This window comes from Ferrovibrio sp. (assembly GCF_019636075.1).
GTDB lineage: Bacteria > Pseudomonadota > Alphaproteobacteria > Ferrovibrionales > Ferrovibrionaceae > Ferrovibrio.
On sequence record NZ_JAHBYG010000005.1, the window covers coordinates 55,218 to 77,415 of the forward strand.

Annotated in this window: 24 protein-coding genes; 12 read left to right on the forward strand and 12 right to left on the reverse strand. The window is 61.1% G+C overall.

The window, feature by feature from the left end; genetic code table 11:
• Positions 1–62 precede the first annotated feature (62 nt).
• Entirely contained in the window at positions 63–293 is a 231-nt protein-coding gene (locus tag KF827_RS03790; protein ID WP_291000359.1) for a hypothetical protein, read from the reverse strand.
• On the opposite strand from KF827_RS03790, the gene KF827_RS03795 reads away from it, so the two are divergent.
• The 12 genes from KF827_RS03795 to cofC are packed head-to-tail and all read left to right on the forward strand — an operon-like array spanning position 193 to position 11,290.
• On the forward strand, positions 193–957 hold the full coding sequence (locus KF827_RS03795) for an IclR family transcriptional regulator (RefSeq protein ID WP_367273117.1): 765 nt from the start codon (positions 193–195) through the stop codon (positions 955–957). The two genes, KF827_RS03790 and KF827_RS03795, sit on opposite strands and share 101 nt — an antisense overlap.
• Positions 958–994: 37 nt before the next feature.
• Positions 995–2,071, forward strand: a complete 1,077-nt coding sequence (locus tag KF827_RS03800; protein ID WP_291000371.1) for a DUF917 domain-containing protein — start codon at positions 995–997, stop codon at positions 2,069–2,071.
• Positions 2,068–3,618, forward strand: a complete 1,551-nt coding sequence (locus KF827_RS03805; RefSeq protein WP_291000378.1) for a hydantoinase/oxoprolinase family protein — start codon at positions 2,068–2,070, stop codon at positions 3,616–3,618. Before KF827_RS03800 ends, KF827_RS03805 begins: the two co-directional genes overlap by 4 nt.
• Before the next feature lie 17 nt (positions 3,619–3,635).
• Positions 3,636–3,965, forward strand: a complete 330-nt coding sequence (locus KF827_RS03810; protein ID WP_291000381.1) for a hypothetical protein — start codon at positions 3,636–3,638, stop codon at positions 3,963–3,965.
• Positions 3,966–3,997: 32 nt separating this feature from the next.
• Positions 3,998–5,038: an LLM class flavin-dependent oxidoreductase gene (locus KF827_RS03815; RefSeq protein WP_291000385.1), complete on the forward strand. Its 1,041-nt coding sequence runs from the start codon at positions 3,998–4,000 to the stop codon at positions 5,036–5,038.
• On the forward strand, positions 5,035–5,907 hold the full coding sequence (locus KF827_RS03820) for a xanthine dehydrogenase family protein subunit M (RefSeq protein ID WP_291000388.1): 873 nt from the start codon (positions 5,035–5,037) through the stop codon (positions 5,905–5,907). The genes KF827_RS03815 and KF827_RS03820 overlap by 4 nt, the downstream gene beginning before the upstream one ends.
• A 2-nt stretch (positions 5,908–5,909) precedes the next feature.
• Positions 5,910–6,413 (forward strand): (2Fe-2S)-binding protein, encoded by a 504-nt coding sequence (locus KF827_RS03825; protein ID WP_291000391.1) that lies wholly within the window; start codon positions 5,910–5,912, stop codon positions 6,411–6,413.
• Positions 6,410–8,695 (forward strand): xanthine dehydrogenase family protein molybdopterin-binding subunit, encoded by a 2,286-nt coding sequence (locus KF827_RS03830; protein ID WP_291000394.1) that lies wholly within the window; start codon positions 6,410–6,412, stop codon positions 8,693–8,695. Before KF827_RS03825 ends, KF827_RS03830 begins: the two co-directional genes overlap by 4 nt.
• On the forward strand, positions 8,692–8,925 hold the full coding sequence (locus KF827_RS03835) for a MoaD/ThiS family protein (protein WP_291000397.1): 234 nt from the start codon (positions 8,692–8,694) through the stop codon (positions 8,923–8,925). The genes KF827_RS03830 and KF827_RS03835 overlap by 4 nt, the downstream gene beginning before the upstream one ends.
• Before the next feature lie 23 nt (positions 8,926–8,948).
• Positions 8,949–9,716: a coenzyme F420-0:L-glutamate ligase gene (gene cofE / locus KF827_RS03840; protein WP_291000400.1), complete on the forward strand. Its 768-nt coding sequence runs from the start codon at positions 8,949–8,951 to the stop codon at positions 9,714–9,716.
• Positions 9,717–9,734: 18 nt separating this feature from the next.
• Positions 9,735–10,667, forward strand: a complete 933-nt coding sequence (gene cofD, locus KF827_RS03845; protein WP_291000403.1) for a 2-phospho-L-lactate transferase — start codon at positions 9,735–9,737, stop codon at positions 10,665–10,667.
• Between the two features lie 2 nt (positions 10,668–10,669).
• Positions 10,670–11,290: a 2-phospho-L-lactate guanylyltransferase gene (gene cofC / locus KF827_RS03850; protein ID WP_291000406.1), complete on the forward strand. Its 621-nt coding sequence runs from the start codon at positions 10,670–10,672 to the stop codon at positions 11,288–11,290.
• Here cofC and KF827_RS03855 read toward each other — a convergent pair.
• The 11 genes from KF827_RS03855 to KF827_RS03905 form a co-directional block, all read right to left on the reverse strand.
• Complete coding sequence (locus KF827_RS03855) at positions 11,287–11,688, reverse strand: VOC family protein (protein WP_291000409.1); 402 nt, start codon at positions 11,686–11,688, stop codon at positions 11,287–11,289. The two genes, cofC and KF827_RS03855, sit on opposite strands and share 4 nt — an antisense overlap.
• Before the next feature lie 3 nt (positions 11,689–11,691).
• Complete coding sequence (locus tag KF827_RS03860; protein ID WP_291000414.1) at positions 11,692–12,090, reverse strand: VOC family protein; 399 nt, start codon at positions 12,088–12,090, stop codon at positions 11,692–11,694.
• Positions 12,091–12,175: 85 nt separating this feature from the next.
• Positions 12,176–13,189: an ABC transporter substrate-binding protein gene (locus tag KF827_RS03865; protein WP_291000417.1), complete on the reverse strand. Its 1,014-nt coding sequence runs from the start codon at positions 13,187–13,189 to the stop codon at positions 12,176–12,178.
• Between the two features lie 117 nt (positions 13,190–13,306).
• The gene (locus tag KF827_RS03870; RefSeq protein ID WP_291000420.1) at positions 13,307–13,816 is read right to left on the reverse strand and encodes a nuclear transport factor 2 family protein; all 510 of its coding nucleotides are present in this window, start codon (positions 13,814–13,816) and stop codon (positions 13,307–13,309) included.
• 2 nt (positions 13,817–13,818) lie between these two features.
• Entirely contained in the window at positions 13,819–15,084 is a 1,266-nt protein-coding gene (locus KF827_RS03875) for a Rieske 2Fe-2S domain-containing protein (protein WP_291000426.1), read from the reverse strand.
• The gene (gene tcuA / locus KF827_RS03880; protein ID WP_291000429.1) at positions 15,081–16,559 is read right to left on the reverse strand and encodes an FAD-dependent tricarballylate dehydrogenase TcuA; all 1,479 of its coding nucleotides are present in this window, start codon (positions 16,557–16,559) and stop codon (positions 15,081–15,083) included. The genes KF827_RS03875 and tcuA overlap by 4 nt, the downstream gene beginning before the upstream one ends.
• A 442-nt stretch (positions 16,560–17,001) precedes the next feature.
• Entirely contained in the window at positions 17,002–17,991 is a 990-nt protein-coding gene (locus KF827_RS03885) for an ABC transporter substrate-binding protein (protein ID WP_291000432.1), read from the reverse strand.
• A gap of 10 nt (positions 17,992–18,001) precedes the next feature.
• On the reverse strand, positions 18,002–19,354 hold the full coding sequence (locus KF827_RS03890; RefSeq protein ID WP_291000435.1) for an amidase: 1,353 nt from the start codon (positions 19,352–19,354) through the stop codon (positions 18,002–18,004).
• Positions 19,347–19,526 (reverse strand): hypothetical protein, encoded by a 180-nt coding sequence (locus tag KF827_RS03895; RefSeq protein WP_291000438.1) that lies wholly within the window; start codon positions 19,524–19,526, stop codon positions 19,347–19,349. Before KF827_RS03895 ends, KF827_RS03890 begins: the two co-directional genes overlap by 8 nt.
• 9 nt (positions 19,527–19,535) lie before the next feature.
• Positions 19,536–20,522, reverse strand: coding sequence for an NADPH:quinone oxidoreductase family protein (locus KF827_RS03900; protein WP_291000441.1), 987 nt, complete (start codon positions 20,520–20,522; stop codon positions 19,536–19,538).
• Between the two features lies 1 nt (position 20,523).
• Positions 20,524–22,188 carry a class I adenylate-forming enzyme family protein gene (locus tag KF827_RS03905; RefSeq protein WP_291000444.1) on the reverse strand — a complete coding sequence of 555 codons (1,665 nt, stop codon included), beginning with the start codon at positions 22,186–22,188 and terminating at the stop codon, positions 20,524–20,526.
• Between the last annotated feature and the right edge of the window lie 10 nt (positions 22,189–22,198).

Below are 22,198 nucleotides of genomic sequence, written 5' to 3' on the forward strand. Positions count from 1 at the left end.
GCATGGCTATGGCGGTCGGGCGAAATGCGATCAGGTCACTCCTCATCAGTCACGCGGTTCGACTAAGTGCCAAGCCGCGTTTCCAAACTCACGGCTTGCAGTATTGCAATAATCCCGTTATTGTCAACTCTAGTCTTGCATAATGGAACTTTGAGGCAAAAAATGAGCACGCTTGCTAATGCGACAGCCATTTTGCGGCTTTTTGCGCCAAACCGACTCGAAGTATCGGTCACGGATGCCTCTCGAATTTTAGGCATGCCTAAAAGTTCGGCATCCAGATTGATGAAAGCCATGATGGAAGAAGGCCTGCTGTCGCGGATGGAGAATTCTCCGCGCTACAAGGTGGGCAATCTTCTGTTCGAGATTTCGCGGCTTTACCGCCTCAATTCCTCGCTGATCGAGGTGAGCGACCAGGCCTTGAAAGCGATCGGGCAGGATACCGGCCATACCGGCTATATCTCGATTCTGGATGGCAGCGATGTGCTGGTGATCCGCGCCCATCAGGGCTCGCATCCGCTGCGGGTTTTCACGCCGCTGGGCCAGCGCGCCCCGGCTTTTGCCACCGCCATCGGCCGCGCGCTGCTGGCCCGCCTGTCGGATGAAAGGGTGCGCGAGCTTTATCCCGAGGGCATCACCCCGCCTTCGGCGAATGCCCCGCAAACCATGGATGAATTGCTGTCCGCGCTGGCGGATGTGCGCCGCAACGGCTGGGCCCAGGCGGTCGATGAAGCCATCGTGGGCGTGGGCACCATCGCGGTAAGCGTTTCCGATTCGGAAGCCGGCGAAACCATCGGCTTCTGCCTGTCCTTCCCCGCCTCCACCATCTCCGAAGCGGAAAAGCAGCGCATCACCTCGCTGCTGGTTTCCTCCGCCCGCCGCATCGCCAGCGGCTTTAACGACAAATTCTTCGCCCACCTGATCCATGCCGTGGGCGATGCAGAGACCGCTGCGGCCTGAACCGCCGCAGCGCAGTTGTTTTGCCAGAGGATTTTTGATGCAACAGTTGACTCTCGACGACATCGAGGCGCTTGCAGTAGGCGCCTGGATTCTTGGTACCGGCGGCGGCGGCAGCACCTACCACGCCTTGCTTACCCTGCGCCGGCTGTATGCCGAAGGCCATCGCGTCAACCTGATTGATATCGACGACCTGGCTGATGACGACGCGGTAGCCGTGGTCTCCGTGATGGGCGCGCCGCTGGTGATCCTTGAGCGCCTGCTCGACAGCAAGCAGATCGCACGCGCGGTTTCCGTTATGGAAGATTACGTCGGCCGCAAGTTCAAGGCCGTGATGGCGGTGGAAATCGGTGGCGGCAACGGCATGCAGCCGCTGATCGCCTCGGCGCATCTGGGGATTCCGGTGGTGGATGCCGATGCCATGGGCCGCGCCTATCCGGAAGCCCAGATGACCAGCTTTGCCGTGGGCGATCTGAAGCCCTGGCCGCTCACCTCGGTGGATCCGCGCGGCAGCGAAGTGATCGTGGGTCGCACGCCGACCTGGAAATGGATGGAACGCGTCAGCCGCAAGGTCTGCACAGAATTCGGCTCCATCGCCTCCACCTGCAAGGCCCCCCGCACTGGCGCCGAGGTGCGTCGCTGGGGCATTCCGCGCACCACATCGAAGGCCATCGCGCTGGGCCATGCCGTGGCCGAAGCCAATCGCCGGCATGCCGATCCCATCGAAGCGATTCTGAAAGCCGAATCCGGCAAACGGCTCTTCTCCGGCAAGGTGGTGGAAGTGGAACGCCGCACCACGGAAGGCTTTCTGCGTGGCCGCGCCGGTTTTGAAGGCCTCGGCGAAGATCGCGGCGAAAAGATCGTGATCGATTTCCAGAATGAATGGACCGTTGTGTGGCGCGACGGCCAACCCATCGCCTCCACACCGGATCTGATCTGCGTGTTGGATAGCGAATCCGGCGAGGCGATCGGCACCGAAACCATCCGCTATGGCCAGCGCATCACCGTGATCGCGCTGCCGGCATCGGAGGTGTTTCTCTCGCCGCGCGGATTGGAGCATGTGGGTCCGCGCGCCTTTGGTTACGACATCGACTTCAAATCGGTATTCCAGTCATGAAGCGAATCGGCATAGACGTTGGCGGCACCAATACGGATGCCGTTCTGGTGGATGATGGCAAGGTGAAGGCCGGCGTTAAATCCGCCACCACCGCCGATGTTACCAGCGGTATCATCGGCGCAATCGAAGCCCTGGGCAGCCAGACCAACCTGAAATCCGGTATCGATGCCCTGATGATCGGCACCACGCATTTCATCAATGCCGTGGTGCAACGCAAGCATCTTACCAAGGTGGCGAGCATCCGCATCGGCCTGCCGGCCACTGCCAGCCTGCCACCATTTTCCGGCTGGCCCGCAGAGTTGGAAGCGCTGGCCAATGGCGGCATCTGGATGGTGGAAGGCGGGCATGATTACGATGGCCGCAGCTTCATGCCGCTGGATGTGCATGCCCTGCGCCAGGCCGCCAAGGAGATTCGCACGCGCGGCCTGAAATACGCCGTGGTGACGGCGATGTTCTCTCCGTTGGATACATCGCACGAAGACACCGCTGCCGATATCCTGCGTCAGGAGGTTCCCGGGCTGAGTGTCACCTGCTCGCATATGCTTGGCGGCATGGGCCTGCTGGAACGCGAAAATGCCGCCATCCTGAATGCCTCGCTGATTGCGCTGGCGGAAGAAACCATCCATGCCTTCGAGCGCGCCAAGAGTAAACTGGGCATCGCAGCGCCACTCTATGTGACACAGAACGACGGTACCGTGGCCGAGGCCTCGCGTGCCGCTGCTTTCCCGGTTTTCAGCTTTGCCTCCGGCCCCACGAATTCCATGCGCGGCGCCGCCTATCTGTCGGGGCTGAAGGAAGCCATCGTGGTGGATGTGGGCGGCACCACTGCCGATTTCGGCCATCTGCGCCTGGGTTTTCCGCGCGAAGCCAATGCCGTGGTGCATGTGGGCGGCGTGCGCACCTTGTTTCGCATGCCAGACCTGATCTCCATCGGCCTGGGCGGCGGCAGCCTGATCGACTTGCAGGCCAACAGCATAGGCCCGCAAAGCGTGGGTTACCGGCTGCCGCAGGAAGCCTTGATCTTCGGTGGCAAAACTCTGACCGCCTCGGATATCGCCGTCGCCGCCGGCTTGCTGGAACTTGGCGACCGTAAACGCGTGGCACATCTCAAGGCCGCCGAGGTGGATGCCATTCTGGCCTGCGCCAAGGCGATGATCGAAGAGAACGTGGACCGCATGAAAACCGATGCCGGCGACGTTACCTTGATCGCGGTCGGCGGCGGCGCCTTCCTGGTGCCCGATAAATTGCAGGGCGTGGCCCGCGTGGTTCGCGTGGAGCATGGCGGCTGCGCCAATGCTGTGGGCGCCGCCATCGCCCAGGTGAGCGGCGAAGTGGATCAGGTATTCCAGGGCATGACCCGCGCCGAAGCGATTGCCGCAGCCCGCCAGCAAGCCGATAGCCGCGCCATTGATGCCGGCGCCGATAGCGATTCACTGATCATGGTTGAAGCCGAAGATACTCCCATCGCCTATCTGCCCGGCAATGCCATGCGCGTGCGGGTGAAAGTGGTGGGCGATATTCGCGCAAAGCAGCTGCAACAGGCTTAACAGCAAGGAGAGTTCCCATGCCGGTTCGTTTTCTGATCAGCACCCTGAAAGCCGGCGTCGATCCGGCGGAATACGAAGCCTGGGTGATAGAGCGCGATTACGCCATGGTGCGCACCATGCCGAATTACATCAGCTACAAGGTGCACCGCATCCGCGCCCCCATCCAGGGAGCGGAGAATTCCGGCTGGCAATATCTCGAGCGCATCGAAGTGAAAAGCCTGGAACAGCACGACAAGGATCTGGTTTCCGAAGCCGGCATCGCCTTGCGGGAAGAACTATACGGACGCTATCTCGACCGTGCGAAGAATATCTACTTCGCCGCCGACGAGATCGAAGGCGGCATCTGAAACTCCGAAAAACCAGCGACAGGGAAGCGACCATGACGATTGATCTGCTGATTCTGGGCAACGCCCCGGTGGAACAGATGCTGAAGCGCGTGAAATTGGCCGAGGATAACGGCTACGACATCGCCTGGCTGGCGGATGAGCGCTTTTACCGTGAGGTCTATTCCTCGCTGACTTATTTCGCGCAGCATACCAAGCGTATCAAGCTGGGCCCCTGCGTGACCGATCCCTATGCCCGCCATCCTGCGCTCACCGCCATGGCGATTGCCACCTTGGACGAACTTTCCAACCAGCGCGCCGTGCTCGGGTTCGGCGCCGGCATTTCCGGCTTCACCGAACTGGCCATCGAACGCAAGAAACCGGCCAAGGCGATCCGCGAAGCCATCGAACTGATCCGCATCCTGCTGCGCGGCGAAAAGGTGACCTATAACGGCGAGGTGATCCAGTTCATCGAGGGCAAGCTGAGCTTCAAGCCGGTGCGTTCGGAAATTCCCGTCTACGTGGCCAGCAACGGCCCGCTGGGCCAGAAGATGGCCGGCGCCGTAGCCGATGGCGCCTTGATGGAAGCCTGCGGTAACCCCGAAGAGGTGAAGGCTTTCCGTGCGGTTCTGGATGAAGGCGCCAAATCCGCCGGGCGCGACCCGAAATCTGTGCGGTTGATCGCCCGCCTGAATACCTGCATCGCCGATAACGGCCAGGTGGCGCGCGATGCGCTGCGGCCGTTCTGCGCCCGCCTGCTGGGTGCTGCACGGCTGAAATTCCGCACCGCCGAGCAACAGGGCCTCACCTTGCCCGCCGATCTGGTGGCCTCGGTGGCCGGCGCACATTATGCCGATGGCTTTGCGCCCTATCTGCCGCTGATGCAACATGTCACCGACCGCCACATCAATTCATTCATGCTGGCGGGCACGGTTGATGAAGTGGCGGCGCGTGTGCTTGAGTTGCGCAAAGCTGGCGTGGATCAGGTGATCGTGATGCCGTTTGCCGCCGAAGGCACCACGATAGAAGATACCATCGTGCGATTCGGCTCCGAGGTTTGGCCGGCGGTGCAGAAAGCCGAGGCCAAGGCCGCATGAGCTTCGACCTCCATCGCCCCAACACCATGGCCGAGGCGATCGGGCTGGCCGCCCGCCTCGGCCCCGCCGCCCGCTATATTGCCGGCGGCACAGATCTGGTGGTGCAGATCAATCGCGGCCGCGCCACACCACAGCATGTTATCGATATCAGCCACCTTGCCGATCTGCGGCACGACATCGTGCAGACCGCCGATGGTTTCAGCCTTGGCGCCCTCACCCGTTATCGCAACATCGAACGCCACCCGGCCTTTCAGGATGCGCTGAAGTTGCTGCCGGAGGCCGCCAGCGTGGTTGGCGGCGTGCAAGTGCGCAATATCGCCAGCATCGGCGGCAACATCATCAATGCTTCGCCTGCCGCAGATTTCGTGCCTGCCCTGCTGGCGCTGGATGCCGAACTGGATATCCAGGGCGCAGCCGGCCGCCGCAGCGAAAGCCTGCGCGATTTCATTCTCGGCCCTGGCAAGACCGGCCTGCAAGCCGGCGAAATCCTAGCAGCCGTGCGGTTCAAGCCACTGCCGGCCCATAGCGCCACGGCTTTTCTGAAAGAAGGCCGGCGCAAGGCGATGGAAATTTCGGTGGTTTGCGTGGCCGCAAGCCTGACCCTGGATGCCAGTGGCAAAACCTGCCTCGCCGCCCGTATCGCCGTTGGCGCGGTTGCGCCCAAAGCCTATCGCGCCGCGGCAGCGGAAGCTGCCTTGGCCGGCCTTCCTGCGGATACTGCCAGCTTCCGCCTCGCCGGACAGCTTGCCGCCGAACAGGCTGCGCCGATCAGCGATGTGCGCGCCTCCGCCGAACATCGCCACCATCTGGTTTCCGTGCTGGTGCAGCGCGCGCTGGAAACCTGCCGACAGCGCATAGCGGGAGCATGACCATGAGCCGCAGATTGCTGGAACTGACCATCAACGGCGAAACCCATCAATTGCTGGCCGAGCCGCATTGGACCTTGCTGCACGTGCTGCGCAACCAGATCGGCATGATGGGCACCAAGGAAAATTGCCTGGAAGCCGAATGCGGCGTTTGCACCGTGCTGCTGGATGGCCGAGCGGTGAATTCGTGCCTGCTGCTGGCCGGCCAGGCCGAAGGGCATCAGATCACCACCATCGAAGGCCTGGGCACGCCGGAGAATCTCGACCCGCTGCAACAAGCCTTCATCGAATGCGGGGCCGTGCAATGCGGCTATTGCATTCCCGGCATGATCCTGACTGCCAAATCCTTTTTGGATGAAAATCCCGGCCATGTGCCCTCGCGGCAGGAAATCCGCGAGGCGGTTGCCGGCACGCTGTGCCGCTGCACCGGCTATGGCAAGATCGTGGACGCCATAAGCGTTTCCGCCGAGCGCCGGCTGGCCAAGCAGCACAAGGAGCCCGCAGCATGAATGCCGAAGCATTCCGCGCAACCGGCCGCGTGGCCGGCAAGCGCCTGCCGCGCATGGATGGCATAGGCAAGGTGATCGGCAAGCATGTTTATGCCGCCGATTTCACGCTGCCCGGCATGCTGTATGGCCGCGTATTGCGCAGCAACAAGCCGCATGCCCGCATCGTGAAGATAGATACCAGCCGCGCGAAGGCCATGCCCGGCGTGCGCACAGTGATCACTGCAGCCGATATTCCCGCCGTTCGCTATGGCCAAGCCGTGCGCGACGCGCCGGTTTTCGCGCTGGATCGCGTGCTTTTTTATGGCCATGCCATTGCCGCCGTTGCCGCCACAACGCTGGAAATCGCCGAACAGGCCTTGGCGGCTATAGATGTGGAATTGGAAGACCTGCCGGCAGTCTACGATCCCGAGGAAGCCCTCACCAATGCCATTCTGGTGCATCCTGACTGGCAGGATTTTAAAGTGCTGCCGATTCTGGTGCGTGACGGGAACATGACCGCCCGCACCAGAATGATTACCGGCGATGCGGATGCCGCTTTTGCCAACGCCTATCGCGTTTACGAGCACCGCTTCAAAACCGCCCTTCAGCATCCCGGCTATACCGAGCCACGCGCTTCCGTGGCCGACTGGGATGCCAATGGCAATGTAACGGTGTGGACCAACACGCAATTGCCCTTCGACACCCAGACTACCCTGTCGGAAATCTTGGACCTGCCGGTGAGCCGCGTGCGCGTGATCGTACCGGGGATTGGCGGCGGATTCGGCGGCAAACTGCGTATCGGCGTGGAACATTATGCCGCGCTGCTGGCACGCAACACCGCGCGGCCGGTGCGGGTGCTTTCCACCAGCGAGGAAGAGCTCATCGCCGCCACGCCGCGCCAATCGGCCGTGGTGCATCTGAAAACCGCCGTCGACCGCGATGGAAAATTGCTGGGGCGGCAGGGTCGCATCATCGTGGATTGCGGTGCCTTTGCCGGCTCCGGCCCGGCGATGGCATCGGTTTCACTGCAGGTTCTGGCCGGCCCCTACCGTAATGGCACCCTGGCGCTGGAAGGCATCGCCGTCTACACCAACAAGGTGCCAGCCGGTTCCTTCCGCGCGCCGGCAGGGCCGATGGCGAATTTCGCTGTCGAATCCCAGATGGATATCATCGCCGAGGATCTGGGGATCGACCCGCTGGAATTGCGGCTGCGCAATATCGTGCATGAGGGCGACAAAGGCCCCAGCGGCGAAGAGCTGAAATCGGTGAGCGTTGAGGAATGCCTGCGCAAGGCCGCCGCCGCCATCGGCTGGCATGACCGCAAGCCCGCGCCCGGACGCGGCAAAGGCATTGCCTGTTCCTGGTGGATGACCACCGGCGGCTCGTCGGGCGTATATGTGAAAATCGATCCCGATGGCACCGCCACACTGGTAAGCGGCGCGGTGGAAATCGGCACGGCGGCGTTGACCGGGGCCAGCCAAGTGCTGGCCGAAGCCCTGTCGCTGGATTTAGACGACATCAAGGTGGCCGGCGTGGATACCCAGACCTCGCCCTACGATTATGGCGCCCAGGGCAGCCGCACTGCCTTTTCGGTGGGCAATGCCTGCCTGGCCGCCGCAGCCGACCTGCGCCAGCAGCTTTTCGAGCTGGCCGCCAAGCAATGGAATATCACCACCGACGGCATGGAACTGCGCGACAAGCAGGTGATCGCCGGCAATAAAACGATTGCCATTGCCGAGCTGGCCCGCCTTTCGCGGCTAAGCGGGGGCGGCCTGATCGCGCATGGCACGGCCAATTCGCCCGGCCCCGCCTTTGATCCCGGCCGGGTGGAGAACCATATGCTGCCGGCCTGGAACACCCCCAGTTTTCATGCCCAGGCGGCGGACCTTTCTGTAGATAGTGAGACAGGGGCGGTCAGTATCAACCGCTACGTGGTAGCCCAGGATGTTGGCTTCGCCATCAACCCCACCTATATTGAGGGGCAGATCGAAGGCGGCGTATCCCAGGGTATCGGCCAGGCCTTATCGGAGGAAATCGTCTATCAGAATGGCCGCGTGATGAACGCCAATCTGACCGACTACAAGATGCCAACGGCCATGGATGTGCCGGAGATCGAGTGTATTCTGGTGCAATCCGCCTCGGCGGCGGGGCCGTTCGGCGCCAAGGGCGTGGGCGAACCGCCCTGCATCCACCCGCCCGCCGCGCTTGCCAATGCCATCGCCGCGGCAACCGGGGCCCGGATGCATAGCCTGCCGATGACGGCAGAAAAGATCGTCAAGGAGTTGCGCAGCGCACGGGAATGATCCATATCGAAGTGAACATGCACGGCAATCTGCGGCGGTTTCTGCCGGATGGCGTGTCGTCGATGCAGCTAGCGCTGCCCGACAACACGGATATCGGCCAGGTGATCCAGCGGTTGCGTGCACAACACGACATATGGGTCGCGTCGATCGATAACGAGGCCGTGCCGCTTTCCACCCGGCTGCACGACGGCGCATCGGTGGATTTCTTTCCGCATCTGGAAGGCGGCTAGGCCCTGGATCTTCGAGGCTTTGCATGTCGCGTCGCATGCTGCTTACCGCGCTGGCCGGCCTGCCCAGCATCAAGCGCGGCGACGACCTGCCCGCCCTGATCATCGCTGCCATGGCACGCGAAACTATCGCGGCCGAAGATGGCGATATTCTTGTGCTGGCGCAGAAGATCGTATCCAAATCCGAAGGCCGGCAAGTCTGGCTGCGCGATGTGACGCCTGGACCGCGCGCCATCCAGATGGCGGAAGAAACCAAGAAAGACCCCAGGGTTGTTGAATTGATCCTGCAGGAATCCAGCGCCGTGCTGCGTTGCCACTTCGGCGTGATCGTGGTGGAGCATAAAAGCGGCCTGGTGATGGCCAATGCCGGCATCGATGCCTCCAACGTGGATGATGCAGCGGAAGATGAAAGCGTGCTGCTGCTGCCCGAGGATGCCGATGCCAGTGCTACGCGCCTGCGTGCCACCTTGCGCGAAAAATTGGGCTGCGATATCGGCATCGTGATCAACGACAGTTTCGGCCGCGCCTGGCGCAATGGCACCATCGGTACTGCCATTGGATTATCCGGCCCGCCCGGCTTGTGGGACATGCGCGGCCTGCCCGACCGCAATGGCCGCCTGCTGCGCCATACCGAAGTGGCGATTGCCGACGAACTGGCTGCCGCCGCATCGCTGGTCATGGGACAGGGCGCGGAAGGCCTGCCGGTGGTGCATGTGCGCGGCTTTCCGCTGGCTTTCCGGCAAAGCAGCCTGCGCGAATTGCTGCGCGACGCCAGCCATGACATGTTTCGCTGACATGATGGAACCCGCAGCATGATTGCCGCCCTTGCCGGCGGCGTGGGCGGCGCCAAACTGGCGCGCGGATTGGCGCATCTGCTGGGCGGCGAAGTATCGGTGATCGTGAATACCGGCGATGATTTCGATCATTTCGACCTGCGCATCTGCCCGGATATCGATACCGTGACCTACACATTGGCCGGCCGCGCCAATCCGGAAACCGGCTGGGGCCAGGCCGGCGAAAGCTGGAATTTCATGGATCAGATGGCCGCGCTTGGCGGCGAGGATTGGTTCAAGCTGGGCGACCGCGATCTGGCCCTGCATGTGCTGCGCACCCGCCTGCTGCGGCAAGGCATGCGCCTCACCGAGGTAACGCAGCGGATTGCCGCAAGCTTCGGGATTTCTGCCGCCCTGCTGCCGATGACTGACGATGCCCTGCACACCAAGGTGCGAAGCGCCGAAGGCCTGCTGGATTTTCAGGAGTATTTCGTGCGCCGGCGCTGTGAAGTGGCCGTGCAAGGTGTGATCTTCGCCGGCGCGGATACAGCGCGCGCCACGCCCGAGGCCATGGCTGCGCTGGATCGCGCCGAAGCGATCATAATCTGCCCCTCCAATCCTTATCTCAGCATCGACCCGATCCTGGCCATCGCGGATTTGCGCAGGCGCCTGACCGGCAAACGCGTACCGCGCGTGGCGGTTTCCCCGATCATTGGCGGCCAGGCCGTGAAAGGCCCGGCGGCCAAAATGATGCGTGAATTAGGCCATACTGTTTCCAGCCTGGGCGTGGCCCATAAATATCAAGGCTTGGCCGATGCCCTGGTGATCGATACCGCCGATGCCGCCTTGCAGCCAGATATCGAGGCTTTGGGCCTGCGCGTAATGGTGACCAACACATTGATGCGATCGGCAGAGGACAGTGCCGCCCTGGCGGCGAGCGTGCTGGATTTTGCGCATAGCCTGCGGCGCTGACCATGGCAGCTCGCGCCCCTGCGCCCCTGATCCTGATTCCCTGCCGCTCCCTACGCTCAGGCAAAAGCAGATTGGCGGGCATTCTGTCTGAGCAGCAGCGCCATGCGCTCTGCCGCGATTTCTTGCAGCGCACGTTGCAACTGGCCTTGCAGGTAACAAGCGCCGGCGATATCCGCCTGGTTTCCGCCGATACCGAAGCCGCCATATTGGCAGCCGGCCTGGGCATTGCCTGCATGCAGGACGGCAATGCAGGCCTTAATCCCGCACTCAGCCAGGCCGTGCGGCTATGGCACCGGCAGCGCGGCGATTTCGATGCGCAGACCCTGCTGATTCTGCCGATCGATCTGGTGAATGCGGATGCCGATGCCGTGCAGGCTCTGCTGGCATTGCCGGGCGATGTGGCATTGGCGCCCGATCTGGCCGAGCAAGGCACCAATGCGTTGCGCTTAACCGGGCGAGCGGCGCAGGATTTTCGGTTTCAATTCGGCGAGGGCAGCTTTGCCAAGCATGAAATCGAAGCCGGGCGGCTCGGGCTGCGCCTGAATATCCTGCGCGATGCACGCCTCGGCTTCGATCTGGACAGCCCGGCTGATCATGCCGCCTGGGCCGGACGCGGGATTTAAAAATCCAGCGGCTCTTCGCAGAGCTCGATGATGTTGCCTTCCGGATCCATGAATTGCGCGATCCAGCCCTTTTGCGGCTCGCCCGGCGCGCCCACCGTGGGCTTGATGCCGGAAATGCATTGGCCGCCACGGCTTTCGATAGCCGCCACCTCGGCCTTGATATCCTCCACATGGAAGGAAATCAGCACCTTGTTGCGCTGCCAGCCACGGGCATCGTCCATCACATCGGGGCCGTTATCCAGTTTGCCCATCAATTCCAACCGGCAATGGCCGGTATCGAATACCACGATCTGCGGACGCACGCTTTTCAGCGTCAGGCGCAGCACGTCTTCATAGAACGGCCGCACCTTGTTCACGTCCTTCACGTAGATCAGTACCCAACTAAGCGGACCGATCATGTTTCACTCCTTCAATTGGCAAATTTCAACGATGTTACCCTCGGGATCCATGAATTGCGCAAGCCAGCCATTGGGCGGTTCGCCCGGCGCACCCATGGTGGGCCGGATGCCGGAAATGCAGGGCGCGCCGCGGCTTTCCACAGCGGCCACGGCAGCATTGATATCCTGCACCCGGAAGGAGATCAGCACTTTGTTACGCTGCCACCCCCGGGCATCGTCCATCGCATCGGGGCCGTTATTCAGCGTGCTATCCATCAATTGCAGCGTACAGCGGCCGGTTTTGAACACGATGATCTTAGGCCGCACGCTTTTCAGCGGCAGCTGCAATACATCCTCATAGAATGGCCGGACCTTATTCAGGTCTTTCACATAGATCAGAATCCAACTGAGCGGACCGATCATGTTTCTCTCCCCAGACGACGAATGGAATTCCTGGCGGTAGATAGAAAATGGGCGCCGCTCCCATCAGGCGCGGCGCCCAGCTTGTTCAGTTCGGCACGAACTGGTTGGTGAAGTAATCTTCGGGCTTGGAGCCCGCTTTGATCACACCGGCTTCCTCGGAAACCTTCAGGCCGGCGGCCCAATCGTCAGGCGACTGCCAGAACAGCGGCTTGCCGGCAGTGGCAGGCGTATCCATGTAGGGGATAACGGCCAGCATCTGCTGCTTCACGTATTCGGGCCGGATATTGGCCTGCGGGCGATTCTTGATCAGGGCCGCCACGGCTTCGTCGACCAGCGACTGATCCTTGATGCCAGCCCAGCTCTTCTGCAGGGCCTTGGTGAAGCCGGCAATCGCCTTGCTCTTGCCCTTGATGGCATCTTCGCTGGCGATCACACCGAAGCCGGGCAGCGGCAACTTGTAATCGGCAAACAGAATGCCTTTGGAGAGACGCGGAATCGCATCGATGGTGTAGATCGGGATCGGCACGAACATGCCATCGCCCTTGCCGCCCAGATAGGTGGAAACCTTGGCGCCGATATCCAGGCTGCTGAGGCGGACCTTGCTCTTGTCCACGCCATTCAGCTTGAACCACATGTCGATATAGAGGGTTTCGACCGACGTGGGCGAGAAATAGATTTCCTTGCCCTCGAAATCCTTGGGCGTGGTCATCGGGCTGTTGCGATCCACCAGCACGCCCATGTCGCTCTTGCGGAGCACACCGGCGATACCCTTGATCTTCATGCCCTTGTCGCGCGCCACCATGGCGGAGGCATAGCTGACATAACCGAGATCGTATTTGCCGCCATCGACCAGCTGCACGGTGACCGCGCCGCCATTGCCGTCATCCATGGCTACATCCACGCCATTCTCGGCAAACCAGCCCTTTTCCTTGGCCAGATAGAACGGGCCATGCGAACCATAGGGCAGGAAGTCGAAGCGGAGCGTGAGCTTCTCTTGAGCGGCGGCCGGCGCGGCCGCGGCTGCGAACAATCCAGCGGCAGCCAACGCCGTGGACAGCAGACCCCGATACTTCCGGGGCAGGGAAATCCATTTTTTCATACTCGTCCTCCTGTTAAGCGGTTTGCGTTTTCAATTCACTCTGGACGCTTGGTCCCTAGAGAACTCGTTTTTCTTTTTCTTGCCCTTTATTGCCAGGACTGTTGCACCGCGCGGCCCTTACACCGGGAAAACCACGCAATTGGATACGATCACGCTATCGAAGATGCAGTGGCGTTCGGCCAACAGCAGACTGCCATCGGGTTGCAGGCGGAACTTGTCCATATAACGGCCGGCCTGCAGCAGCTTGGTGGGTTCATCCACCAGCGTTTCCAGGATGGTGTAATTGGCCTCGGCCGTTGCATGCGTGCCGTCGAAACCGGTAACCCGCACTAAGCTGACATGATGCTGCACATAGCGCGGCGCATACATCTCGGTGTGTTTGATTGCATAGGCACGATCCTTGAACATGCCCATGCCCTGGCAAAGCATCAGGCAGAGCGGCATGCCGGCTTCGTGGTTATCCCGTGCAATCACGCGATATAACGCATCATCGGTGAAGAAATTCGGCCATTTCTCGATATCGCCACGATCCAGCTCAGCGGCATAATCGCAGTGAAAATCCTCAATGGCGGCGCGCAATTCGCGCAACGTGGCCTTATCGGCGACATTTGGGGCAGCGGCTTGCATGATCACAGCCCCATCACTTCGCGGTAATGCTTGTACATCGAACGGATGGCGCGATCGGTGATCACGGTATCCATCGGCTCCACGTCCTTGCCCAGCGAGGCAACGCCATGGCGGGGCAGCGAACGCTTGATGCCATCCTGCACGAAGCGCAACGCCTCGTTATCGTCGATGCCCAGGAAACCGCCAGGCCCGAAGATGTTGTTCTGGCGCAGCCGATGCTGCTCCAGCTCCGGACTGTCGTCTTCATAACCGAAGGCGGTCCAGACCAGCATGAACTCGTTCGGCCCTTGGGGCACGATCATGCGCAGCGAGAGGATATTGAGCTGGCGGATCAGAATCAGGTTCGGCCAGATCGTGATCGCGCTGCTGGTCCAGGGCGAATCGAATTCCTTGTTGAATTCAAGGATGCTGGGATCGGCCAGCTGCATCGCCGCCTTGAAAGAGCGGATTTCCGCCTTGCTGGCGTCGTTATCCGGCCGGCCTTCCGGCTTGGCATTCAGCAATGCCGAATGGCGGCCATCCTTGTCAGCCACGATGCCGGTCTTATTGCCGGCAACGAACAGGCCGAAAGTGGTGAGATAGGTATGCAGCAATGTGGCGTGGTAGGGATCTTTCAGGTTTTCCTGATAGAGCTTCCAATTGCCCTGCAGCACATTCCGATGGATCCCCAGCATCTTCAGCTTGCGACCGGAGAAGATCGTGGTGAATTCGCCGTACAATTCCGGGCCGAGATAATCTTCCAGCGAAGGCATATCCTGACTGAAAGACGCGAAGATCGCACCGCCCAGCACCGTGACATTCAGGCTGCGCAGATTATGGTCGGAGAGATTGAAGTCCTCCGGATACCCGCCCTTGCCATCTACGCCGTTGCGGAACGGCACCCCGGCCAGCTTGCCGGTAAGATCGTAGGTCCAGTGATGATACGGGCAGACGAAGCTGCGCGAATTGCCGCGATAGCTCTTGCAGAATTCCGCACCGCGATGCGCGCAGCGATTCTCGAATACGCGCACCTGCTCGCGCAGGTCGCGCACCACGATCACCGGCACCGAACCGACATAGGAGCGGATGAAATCGCCGCGCTTGGGGATTTCAACCTCAAGCCCGACATAATTCCAGGTCGCGCCCTGGAAAATGCGCTTCTGCTCCAGCTCGTAAACGCGCGGATCGGTATAGATCCAATCCGGGATATCGCCTGACTTTTCCGGCCAGATCAGATCTGGCAATTCGTGGTTAGGCGCAGCATTTTGGGGGATGGCTTGAACTGTCATGCGGCATGGTCTCCTGCAAGCCGGCCGAACACCGAACCCGACATCAGGCCGGTTCCGCCCGGATAGTTGAAGTAGAAGATTCCACCCACGAGTTCACCGGCCGCATAGAGGCCGGGAATTTCAATATGATCGGTATCCAGCACCTGGCCGCTTTCGGGATTGATGCGCAATCCGCCGAAGGTGAAGGTGATGCCGCAACCGACTTGATAAGCTTCGAAGGGACCATCCTCGATGGTGTTCGCCCAATTGGTCTTGTTCACCGCCAGACCTTCGGTGCCGCGCGCATCCTTCACATTCGGATTGAACGGCACATCGCGCTTCACGGCAGCATTGTAGGCCTTGATCTCATCCACGAAAGCCTTGGGATCAACGCCTTCGAGCTTGGTGGCCAGTTCTTCGATGCTGTTGGCACTCACCTTGGTAACCCGCTTGATGCGATATTCATCGCGCAGCAGATGGGTCACCTTCTTGTCGAAAATCTGCCAGGCCATTTGGCCCGGCTGATTGAGAATCACGCGGCCATATTTGGCATAGGTGTAGTTGCGGAAATCCGCACCTTCATCCACGAAGCGGCGGCCGGTGGCATTCACCATGATGCCGAAGGGATAGGAATGCTTCTGGAAATTATCGCCGACCGTAAGATCGCCGAATTCCGGCGCATTGAAATCCCAACCCACTGCATGGCAGCCGGACCAGTTGCCAGCCGGCGAGGCGCCGATATCCAGCGCCATCCGGATGCCATCGCCGGTGTTGAAGCGGGTGCCGCGCACGCGGGCCAGCTCCCAGCCTGGGCCGAGATAGCGCGTGCGCCATTCGGTGTTGGATTCGAAGCCGCCCGAGCACAGCACCACCGACTTTGCGGCAATATCATACGTCTCGGCGCCGCGCTTCACGCGCACGCCGGTAACCGCATGGCCATCGTAGATCAGCGCAGTGACACGGGTGCCGTATTCGATGCGGATGCCCTGCTTCTTGGCAATCGCCGTATGCTGTTCGATCAAGCCGGGACCGCCGCCCCAAAATTCCACGGTGAGGCCACCCCAGAATTTGAACTTGCCATCGATCTTGAAAGCCTGCCGGCCATAGATCGGCGCAAAACGCAGGCCCTTGCCACGCATCCAGCGCATGGTATCGAGCGAATCGCCAACCAGACGCTCGCACAAAGCAGGATCGGTGCGGAATTGCGTGACGCGGAACATGTCGTCGAAGAATTGCTCACGCGTATAGGTGCCGAAATCAGTGCGCGCCACTTCCTCATCGGTGAGATCGGGCATAATCGCCCGCAGGTCATCCACGCCGTTATACACACAGCGGATCGCACCAGCCGTAAAACGCGAATTGCCGCCGCTTTCCTCTTCCGGTGCGCGCTCCAGGATCAAAACTTCAGCGCCTTTTTCGCGCGCTGCTAAAGCCGCGCAGAAAGCGGCATTCCCGGCACCAACGATGACTACGGGCTTATCTGCGGAAGACGACACTGGCAATACCTCTGAATGACGAGCCTCTGAAATTCGACACGCAGGGCATCTCCCAGGGCAGGAAAGGCCTTGCAAAATCGAAGCCAAAACCGATCGGCAATCCGTGACATGAAAACCGGCATCGCCCTCGGCAACAGCATTATTCCACAGCAAGTATTCCTGTGTATACAGTAAAATGCGACATTATTCTTACGCTGCCTACTGTCGGATTTCCGCTCCCGCACCATACAGGTGTGATGCCATGCGCGGCGAAGTAGCATGCCTTTTCATGCCCTCGCATGATGGTTCTGCCACGGATGAATTCCTATGCATGTCCCTGCGAAAAATTGCCCTGATTCTTCGGCAATTCTTCGGCGCGGCGCGGATAGCTGGCGGAGAAATGAGCGGGCTGCCTTTAATCTGGTCTGAACGCCCAGGAAGCCTTTCGCTCAAGCAATCGCAATCACACCTTGGCGAGCGACAGTGTGGCGGCAGCAAACAGATCGGCGGCTTCCAGTTTGCGCCGCGTGAGACCTTGCTCGAAAGCATATTGGGTGATGGCGGAAATCTCGGTGGCATTTTCGGCCGCGCCATAGCGCCAAAAATCGCGGCCCATCAGCGCCCGAGTCTTTTCCAGTTCGTCCACCGGCCAGGGCAATGTTGTGTAGAGGCTGCCAACATTTTCCATGGCGGCATAGCAAAGCTCTTTCGCTTGCTGAAAGGCCTTCAGCACAGCCACGGCCAACCAGGGATGCTGATCCAGCAACCGGCGACGAATCCCCACCAGATGCATGATCGGGAAAATCCCAGTCTTGGAGAAATACGCCGCTTCCACGGCGCGATAATCCGGAAACAGCCGCTTGATGCGCGGCTCGCGCGCCATGCTGCTGGGCGAGCGCGCCGAAATCAATGCATCGATGCGGCCTTCCGCCAGCGCCGCAGCAAGCGTATCCGCAGCATCCAACGCGCGCAGTTCCACGCCCGCCGGCAGATCCAGCGCCACCATGGGCACGCGGCCGACATCTTCAAGGCCGCCGGCGCGCCAACGGATGGCCGACGGCGCCACACCATATTCATGCTGCAAGATGCCGCGCACCCAGAGCGCCGCGGTCATCTGGTAATCCGGCAAGCCGACAATGCGGCCGGCCAGATCGGCAGGCTTTGCAATGCCGCTATCGGGCCGCAGATAGATCGAGGAATGCCGGAACAGGCGCGATGGAAAAACCGGGATGCCGATATAAGCATTCTTGCCTTGATCCACCGCCACCATCTGGCTGGAAAGCGAAAGCTCGGTGATATCGAATTCCTCATGGCGAAAAGCGCGATGAAAGGCCTCTTCCGGCGACATCGCCAGCGGCACGATCTCGCAGCCTTCCACCTGCACCCGGCCATCGAACAAGGCACGGGTGCGATCATATCCGCCGCAAGCCAGGCTCAGGGTGAGTTTTGCCATGGTTCTTCCCTCAATCCAGCGGTGGCAGCTTGGTCTGCCTGGGTAGCACGCGTTCCAATCCATAGGCCGCACGCAGCAAGCTTGCCTCATCATGATACCGGCCGGCAAGCTGCAACGAAATCGGTAAGCCCTTGCTGCAAAAGCCGATGGGCAGCGCAATCGCCGGATGGCCGGTGAGATTGAACGGCGCGCGGGCCTGGCGGGCATAGCTATGCTGCAAGGCGGCTTCGTCATCGATACGGCAGATCGAATCGAAGGAATTCGGCACCAGCAGAATATCCACGCCTGCGAATAACTCCTGCACGCCGGTAATCACCCTGCGGCGCAGGCGTTGAGCGCACAGCAGGTCTTCCGCCGCCAGGAAAGCGCCCGGCAACAACCGCTTGCGGGTGGATACCGCAAAATCCCCAGCCCGATTGCGCAGATCCTGGGCATGGATCGACCAGCCCTCGGCCTGCAGGATGACGCGATTGACGGTTTGCAGAAAACCCAGATCGGGCAATTCTACATCGCAGATATCCGCGCCGGCATCGCGCAAGGCGACGATCGCCTTTTCCAGCGCGGCGGCCACCTGCGATTCGCAGAGCGCCAGAAAATTGCGCACCACACCGATGCGCAGGCCGGCTAATCCCTTATCAAGATGAGCCGTATAGGCCGCAGGCTTTTGCGCCAGCATTTCCAGCAACAATGCGGCATCGGCCACCGAACGGCAAAGCGGGCCGACATGATCCAGAGAGGGAGCCAGTGGAAACACGCCATCGCGCGGCACCAGGTCGTAGGTCGGCTTCAGGCCGACAATGCCGCAGGCACCGGCAGGATTACGGATCGAACCCGCCGTATCGGTGCCCAGCGCGAAGGGCAGCATGCCGGCAGCCACCGCCACGCCCGCGCCGGAAGACGACCCGCCCGGATGATGATCGCGGTTCCAGGGATTGCGCGCCGGCGGAAACGGCAGATCGAAACTCGGCCCGCCCAGGGCGAATTCATGGGTAGCCAGCTTGCCCATCAGCACCGCACCGGCCTGGCGCATCAATGCCGTGACATGCGCATCATGGACCGCGATATGATGCAGGCGCAGCTTGGAATGGCAGGTTGTGGGTTGGCCCGCCGCATCGATCACATCCTTCAATCCATAAGGCACGCCATCAATGGCACTGAGCGGTTTACCCTGGCGCCAGCGGACCTCGGATTGCCGTGCATCCAGCAAGGCCGTATCCATCTCGCGGCGAATGAAGGCATTGAGGCTGGGTTCATGCTTTTCGATCCGGGCCAGCAGGGCTTGAGTCACCGCGACAGGCGACAATGCGCCTTTGCGATAGGCATCGCCCAGATCGGTTGCCGAAAGCCAAACCGGATCAGTCATGCAGCACCTGCATCGGCGGCCAGGCTTCTTCTTCCGGCGTGAGTATACGCGCCTTGGCCATCGCGGCGCGCTGCTGCGCAGCCAACTTGATGGCAGCCTCCACTTCATCGGGGAATTCCGCCAGAGTTTTGGCCAGACCAGCGGCTTCAGCAAGCGGAGCGACAGGCGACATGGGGCCTCCTTAAGGGATCAATACGGCGCGCCCCTTAAGGCTGCGCTGCACCAAGCCTTGCAGAGCTTCGCCATAGCGATCAAGCGGAAAAGTATCCACCGGACCGGCCTTGATCTTGCCCGCTTCGAAAAACCCGAAGACTTCCGTGAAGCATTGCCGCACCAGATCAGGCATCCGTTTGCGGTAATCGCTGATTTGCAGACCGCTGACTTCGATATTCTTCACCAACAGATAATTCGCCTTCACCTCGGGGATGCGCCCGGCAGCGAAGCCGATCACCACCAGCCGCCCGCGCCAAGCCATCGCCCGCAAGGCGGCATCGAACATATCGCCGCCCAGCATATCCAGCACCACATCGGCGCCCTTGCCGTTATTGGCGGCATAAACCTGCTGGCGCAGGCTTTCGCGCAGATCCGGCTGCGACAGATCGATCAGCGCATCGGCACCCAATGCCAAAGCCACATCGCCCTTGGCCGCCGCCGAAACCGCAGCCAGCACACGCGCGCCCAACGCCTTGGCTAGCTGTACACCAGCCAGGCCTACGGCGCCCGTTGCGCCAAGTACCAGCACGGTTTCGCCCGGCTGCACCCGGCCGCGCTCACGCAAACCGAACCATGCCGTATCGAAGGCCAGGCTGACCGTTGCGGCAGCGTTGAAATCCATCGCATCAGGCAGCCGATAGCATTGCCCGGCCGAAACCGCCACGCGTTCCGCATAGCCGCCGGTTTCCGCCATGGCCAGAACACGGTCGCCGATCTTCAAATCGGTTACGCCTGCGCCCAAAGCAGCAATTATGCCGGCAGGGCCCTTACCGGGAATGAAGGGCAGTGGCGGTTTGAACTGATATTTGCCGGCGATCACCACGGTATCGACGAAATTCACCGGCGCGGCTTTCACTTGCACAACCACTTCGCCCGGGCCGGGCGCAGGATCGGGCACGATCTCAACCTTAGCCGCATCCAGCGGACCGAAATCACGAACCAGAACTGCGCGCATATTACGCCCCCTGCTTTTGCCAGCGAACCGGCTCGGGCTGCAAACGCCCATCGGAAAGCCAGACCACAAGTTCGCGCTTCAATATCTTGCCGCTGCTGGTGAGCGGTATCTCCGGCACAGCGGCAAAATATTCCGGCATGTCGAAACGCGACAACCCAACCGCGTCGAGATGCGCCAGGATTTCCGGCGCGCTCACGCTCTTGCCCTTGCGTGCGGCAACAACCAGGCAAACCTTTTCGCCCAACCGGGCATCGGGCACGGCAATAGCCGCCACGCGTTCCAGCGCTGGGTGCCGCATGGCCAAATCCTCGATCTTGGCCGGATAGATATTATGGCCGCCACGGATGATCACGTCTTTCTTGCGGCCGGTGATGCGCAGATAGCCATTCTCGTCGATCCAACCGAGATCGCCGGTGAGAAACCAACCATCCTTATTGAAGGAATCTTCGGTGGCGGTCTGGTCGTTGAAATAGCCCAGCATCAAACTGGCGCCACGGCCGGCAATCTGTCCGATCTCGCCCACCGGGGCTTCGAGATCGGGATTATCCTGCCGGAAAATGCGCACTTCGTAGCCACCGCAGGCATGGCCGCAGCTTTCCACGATCAATTTGGGGTCATCGCTGGGCAGCGTATATTGATGCGAGCAGGTTTCCGTCATGCCATAGCCGCTCTGCGGCACAACGCCCAGCCGCAGCAACTCGGCCACCACTTCGCGCGGCGCGGCGGCACCGGAGATGCGGAAACCCTTCACCCGGCCCAAGGCCGCGAAGCCGCGTTCGCGCATTTCACTCAACAGGTCGATGGCATGGGTGGGCACGCCGATCAGATAGCTGGTGCCGGTACCCACGATGCGATCCAGCAAGCTTTGACCGCGCGGCAGATCATGCACAACCAACTCGCCGCCGATAGCCAAAGCCGCGATCAGCGCACCCATGCCGAGATTATGGCTGAGCGGGCTGAGCGTGTAGATCACCGTCTCGGCATCCAGGCTCCAATCCTTTGCCACGGCGCGCACCGAGGCCAGCAAGGTGTTGTCGCTATGCAACACGCCCTTGGGCTGGCCAGACGTACCCGAAGTGAAAGCCAGATACATAGGCCGGTTCGGATCGTTGGTTGCCGGCGGCGCATCGCTATCGGCAACTGGCAGATCGCCAAAGGGCAATTGATCCGCCATGGTTTCGTTCAAGGCCGGCAGGGCATAAACCGCGCAAAGCGATTCCAACTTGGAGGAAGCGAAAATATCGTTTCGTTCGGCATCGGCACCATAGCCCGGCTGGGCGATCAAGGCGCGCGCGCGGGTGCGTTCCATCAGATCGAGGATTTCGCCAGTAGTGTGATCCCGATGCAGCGACGGGCAGCAGAGATAGCCATTACGCGAACATGCCAGCAGCGCCACGGCGGTTTCGATCCGGCTAGGCAGCCACACTGCCACGCGCTGCCCGCGCCGCACGCCCTTACGCGCCAGATCGGCAGCCAAGCGATCCGCAGCAGCCAACAGCTCGCGGTAATTCACCCGGCGGAAACGGTCGCGCAAAGCCGGATGCGCGGGCGCCTTAGCCGCATGTTGCGAAGCCAGGGCATAAATCGTATCGGCGCCCCAAAAGCCATCCCTTGCATGGGTTTGCAGGCGTTCGGTGCTGAGCAGGGTAAGCAGCGTGTTGGTCATGGCTTCTTGT

Coding starts and splice junctions, on each gene's coding strand:
- KF827_RS03790 (WP_291000359.1), bottom strand. CDS start 293: ATGGCTTTCATCAATCTGGATGCCGAACTTTTAGGCATGCCTAAAATT.
- KF827_RS03800 (WP_291000371.1), top strand. CDS start 995: ATGCAACAGTTGACTCTCGACGACATCGAGGCGCTTGCAGTAGGCGCC.
- KF827_RS03805 (WP_291000378.1), top strand. CDS start 2,068: ATGAAGCGAATCGGCATAGACGTTGGCGGCACCAATACGGATGCCGTT.
- KF827_RS03810 (WP_291000381.1), top strand. CDS start 3,636: ATGCCGGTTCGTTTTCTGATCAGCACCCTGAAAGCCGGCGTCGATCCG.
- KF827_RS03815 (WP_291000385.1), top strand. CDS start 3,998: ATGACGATTGATCTGCTGATTCTGGGCAACGCCCCGGTGGAACAGATG.
- KF827_RS03820 (WP_291000388.1), top strand. CDS start 5,035: ATGAGCTTCGACCTCCATCGCCCCAACACCATGGCCGAGGCGATCGGG.
- KF827_RS03825 (WP_291000391.1), top strand. CDS start 5,910: ATGAGCCGCAGATTGCTGGAACTGACCATCAACGGCGAAACCCATCAA.
- KF827_RS03830 (WP_291000394.1), top strand. CDS start 6,410: ATGAATGCCGAAGCATTCCGCGCAACCGGCCGCGTGGCCGGCAAGCGC.
- KF827_RS03835 (WP_291000397.1), top strand. CDS start 8,692: ATGATCCATATCGAAGTGAACATGCACGGCAATCTGCGGCGGTTTCTG.
- cofE (WP_291000400.1), top strand. CDS start 8,949: ATGTCGCGTCGCATGCTGCTTACCGCGCTGGCCGGCCTGCCCAGCATC.
- cofD (WP_291000403.1), top strand. CDS start 9,735: ATGATTGCCGCCCTTGCCGGCGGCGTGGGCGGCGCCAAACTGGCGCGC.
- cofC (WP_291000406.1), top strand. CDS start 10,670: ATGGCAGCTCGCGCCCCTGCGCCCCTGATCCTGATTCCCTGCCGCTCC.
- KF827_RS03855 (WP_291000409.1), bottom strand. CDS start 11,688: ATGATCGGTCCGCTTAGTTGGGTACTGATCTACGTGAAGGACGTGAAC.
- KF827_RS03860 (WP_291000414.1), bottom strand. CDS start 12,090: ATGATCGGTCCGCTCAGTTGGATTCTGATCTATGTGAAAGACCTGAAT.
- KF827_RS03865 (WP_291000417.1), bottom strand. CDS start 13,189: ATGAAAAAATGGATTTCCCTGCCCCGGAAGTATCGGGGTCTGCTGTCC.
- KF827_RS03870 (WP_291000420.1), bottom strand. CDS start 13,816: ATGCAAGCCGCTGCCCCAAATGTCGCCGATAAGGCCACGTTGCGCGAA.
- KF827_RS03875 (WP_291000426.1), bottom strand. CDS start 15,084: ATGACAGTTCAAGCCATCCCCCAAAATGCTGCGCCTAACCACGAATTG.
- KF827_RS03885 (WP_291000432.1), bottom strand. CDS start 17,991: ATGGCAAAACTCACCCTGAGCCTGGCTTGCGGCGGATATGATCGCACC.
- KF827_RS03890 (WP_291000435.1), bottom strand. CDS start 19,354: ATGACTGATCCGGTTTGGCTTTCGGCAACCGATCTGGGCGATGCCTAT.
- KF827_RS03895 (WP_291000438.1), bottom strand. CDS start 19,526: ATGTCGCCTGTCGCTCCGCTTGCTGAAGCCGCTGGTCTGGCCAAAACT.
- KF827_RS03900 (WP_291000441.1), bottom strand. CDS start 20,522: ATGCGCGCAGTTCTGGTTCGTGATTTCGGTCCGCTGGATGCGGCTAAG.
- KF827_RS03905 (WP_291000444.1), bottom strand. CDS start 22,188: ATGACCAACACGCTGCTTACCCTGCTCAGCACCGAACGCCTGCAAACC.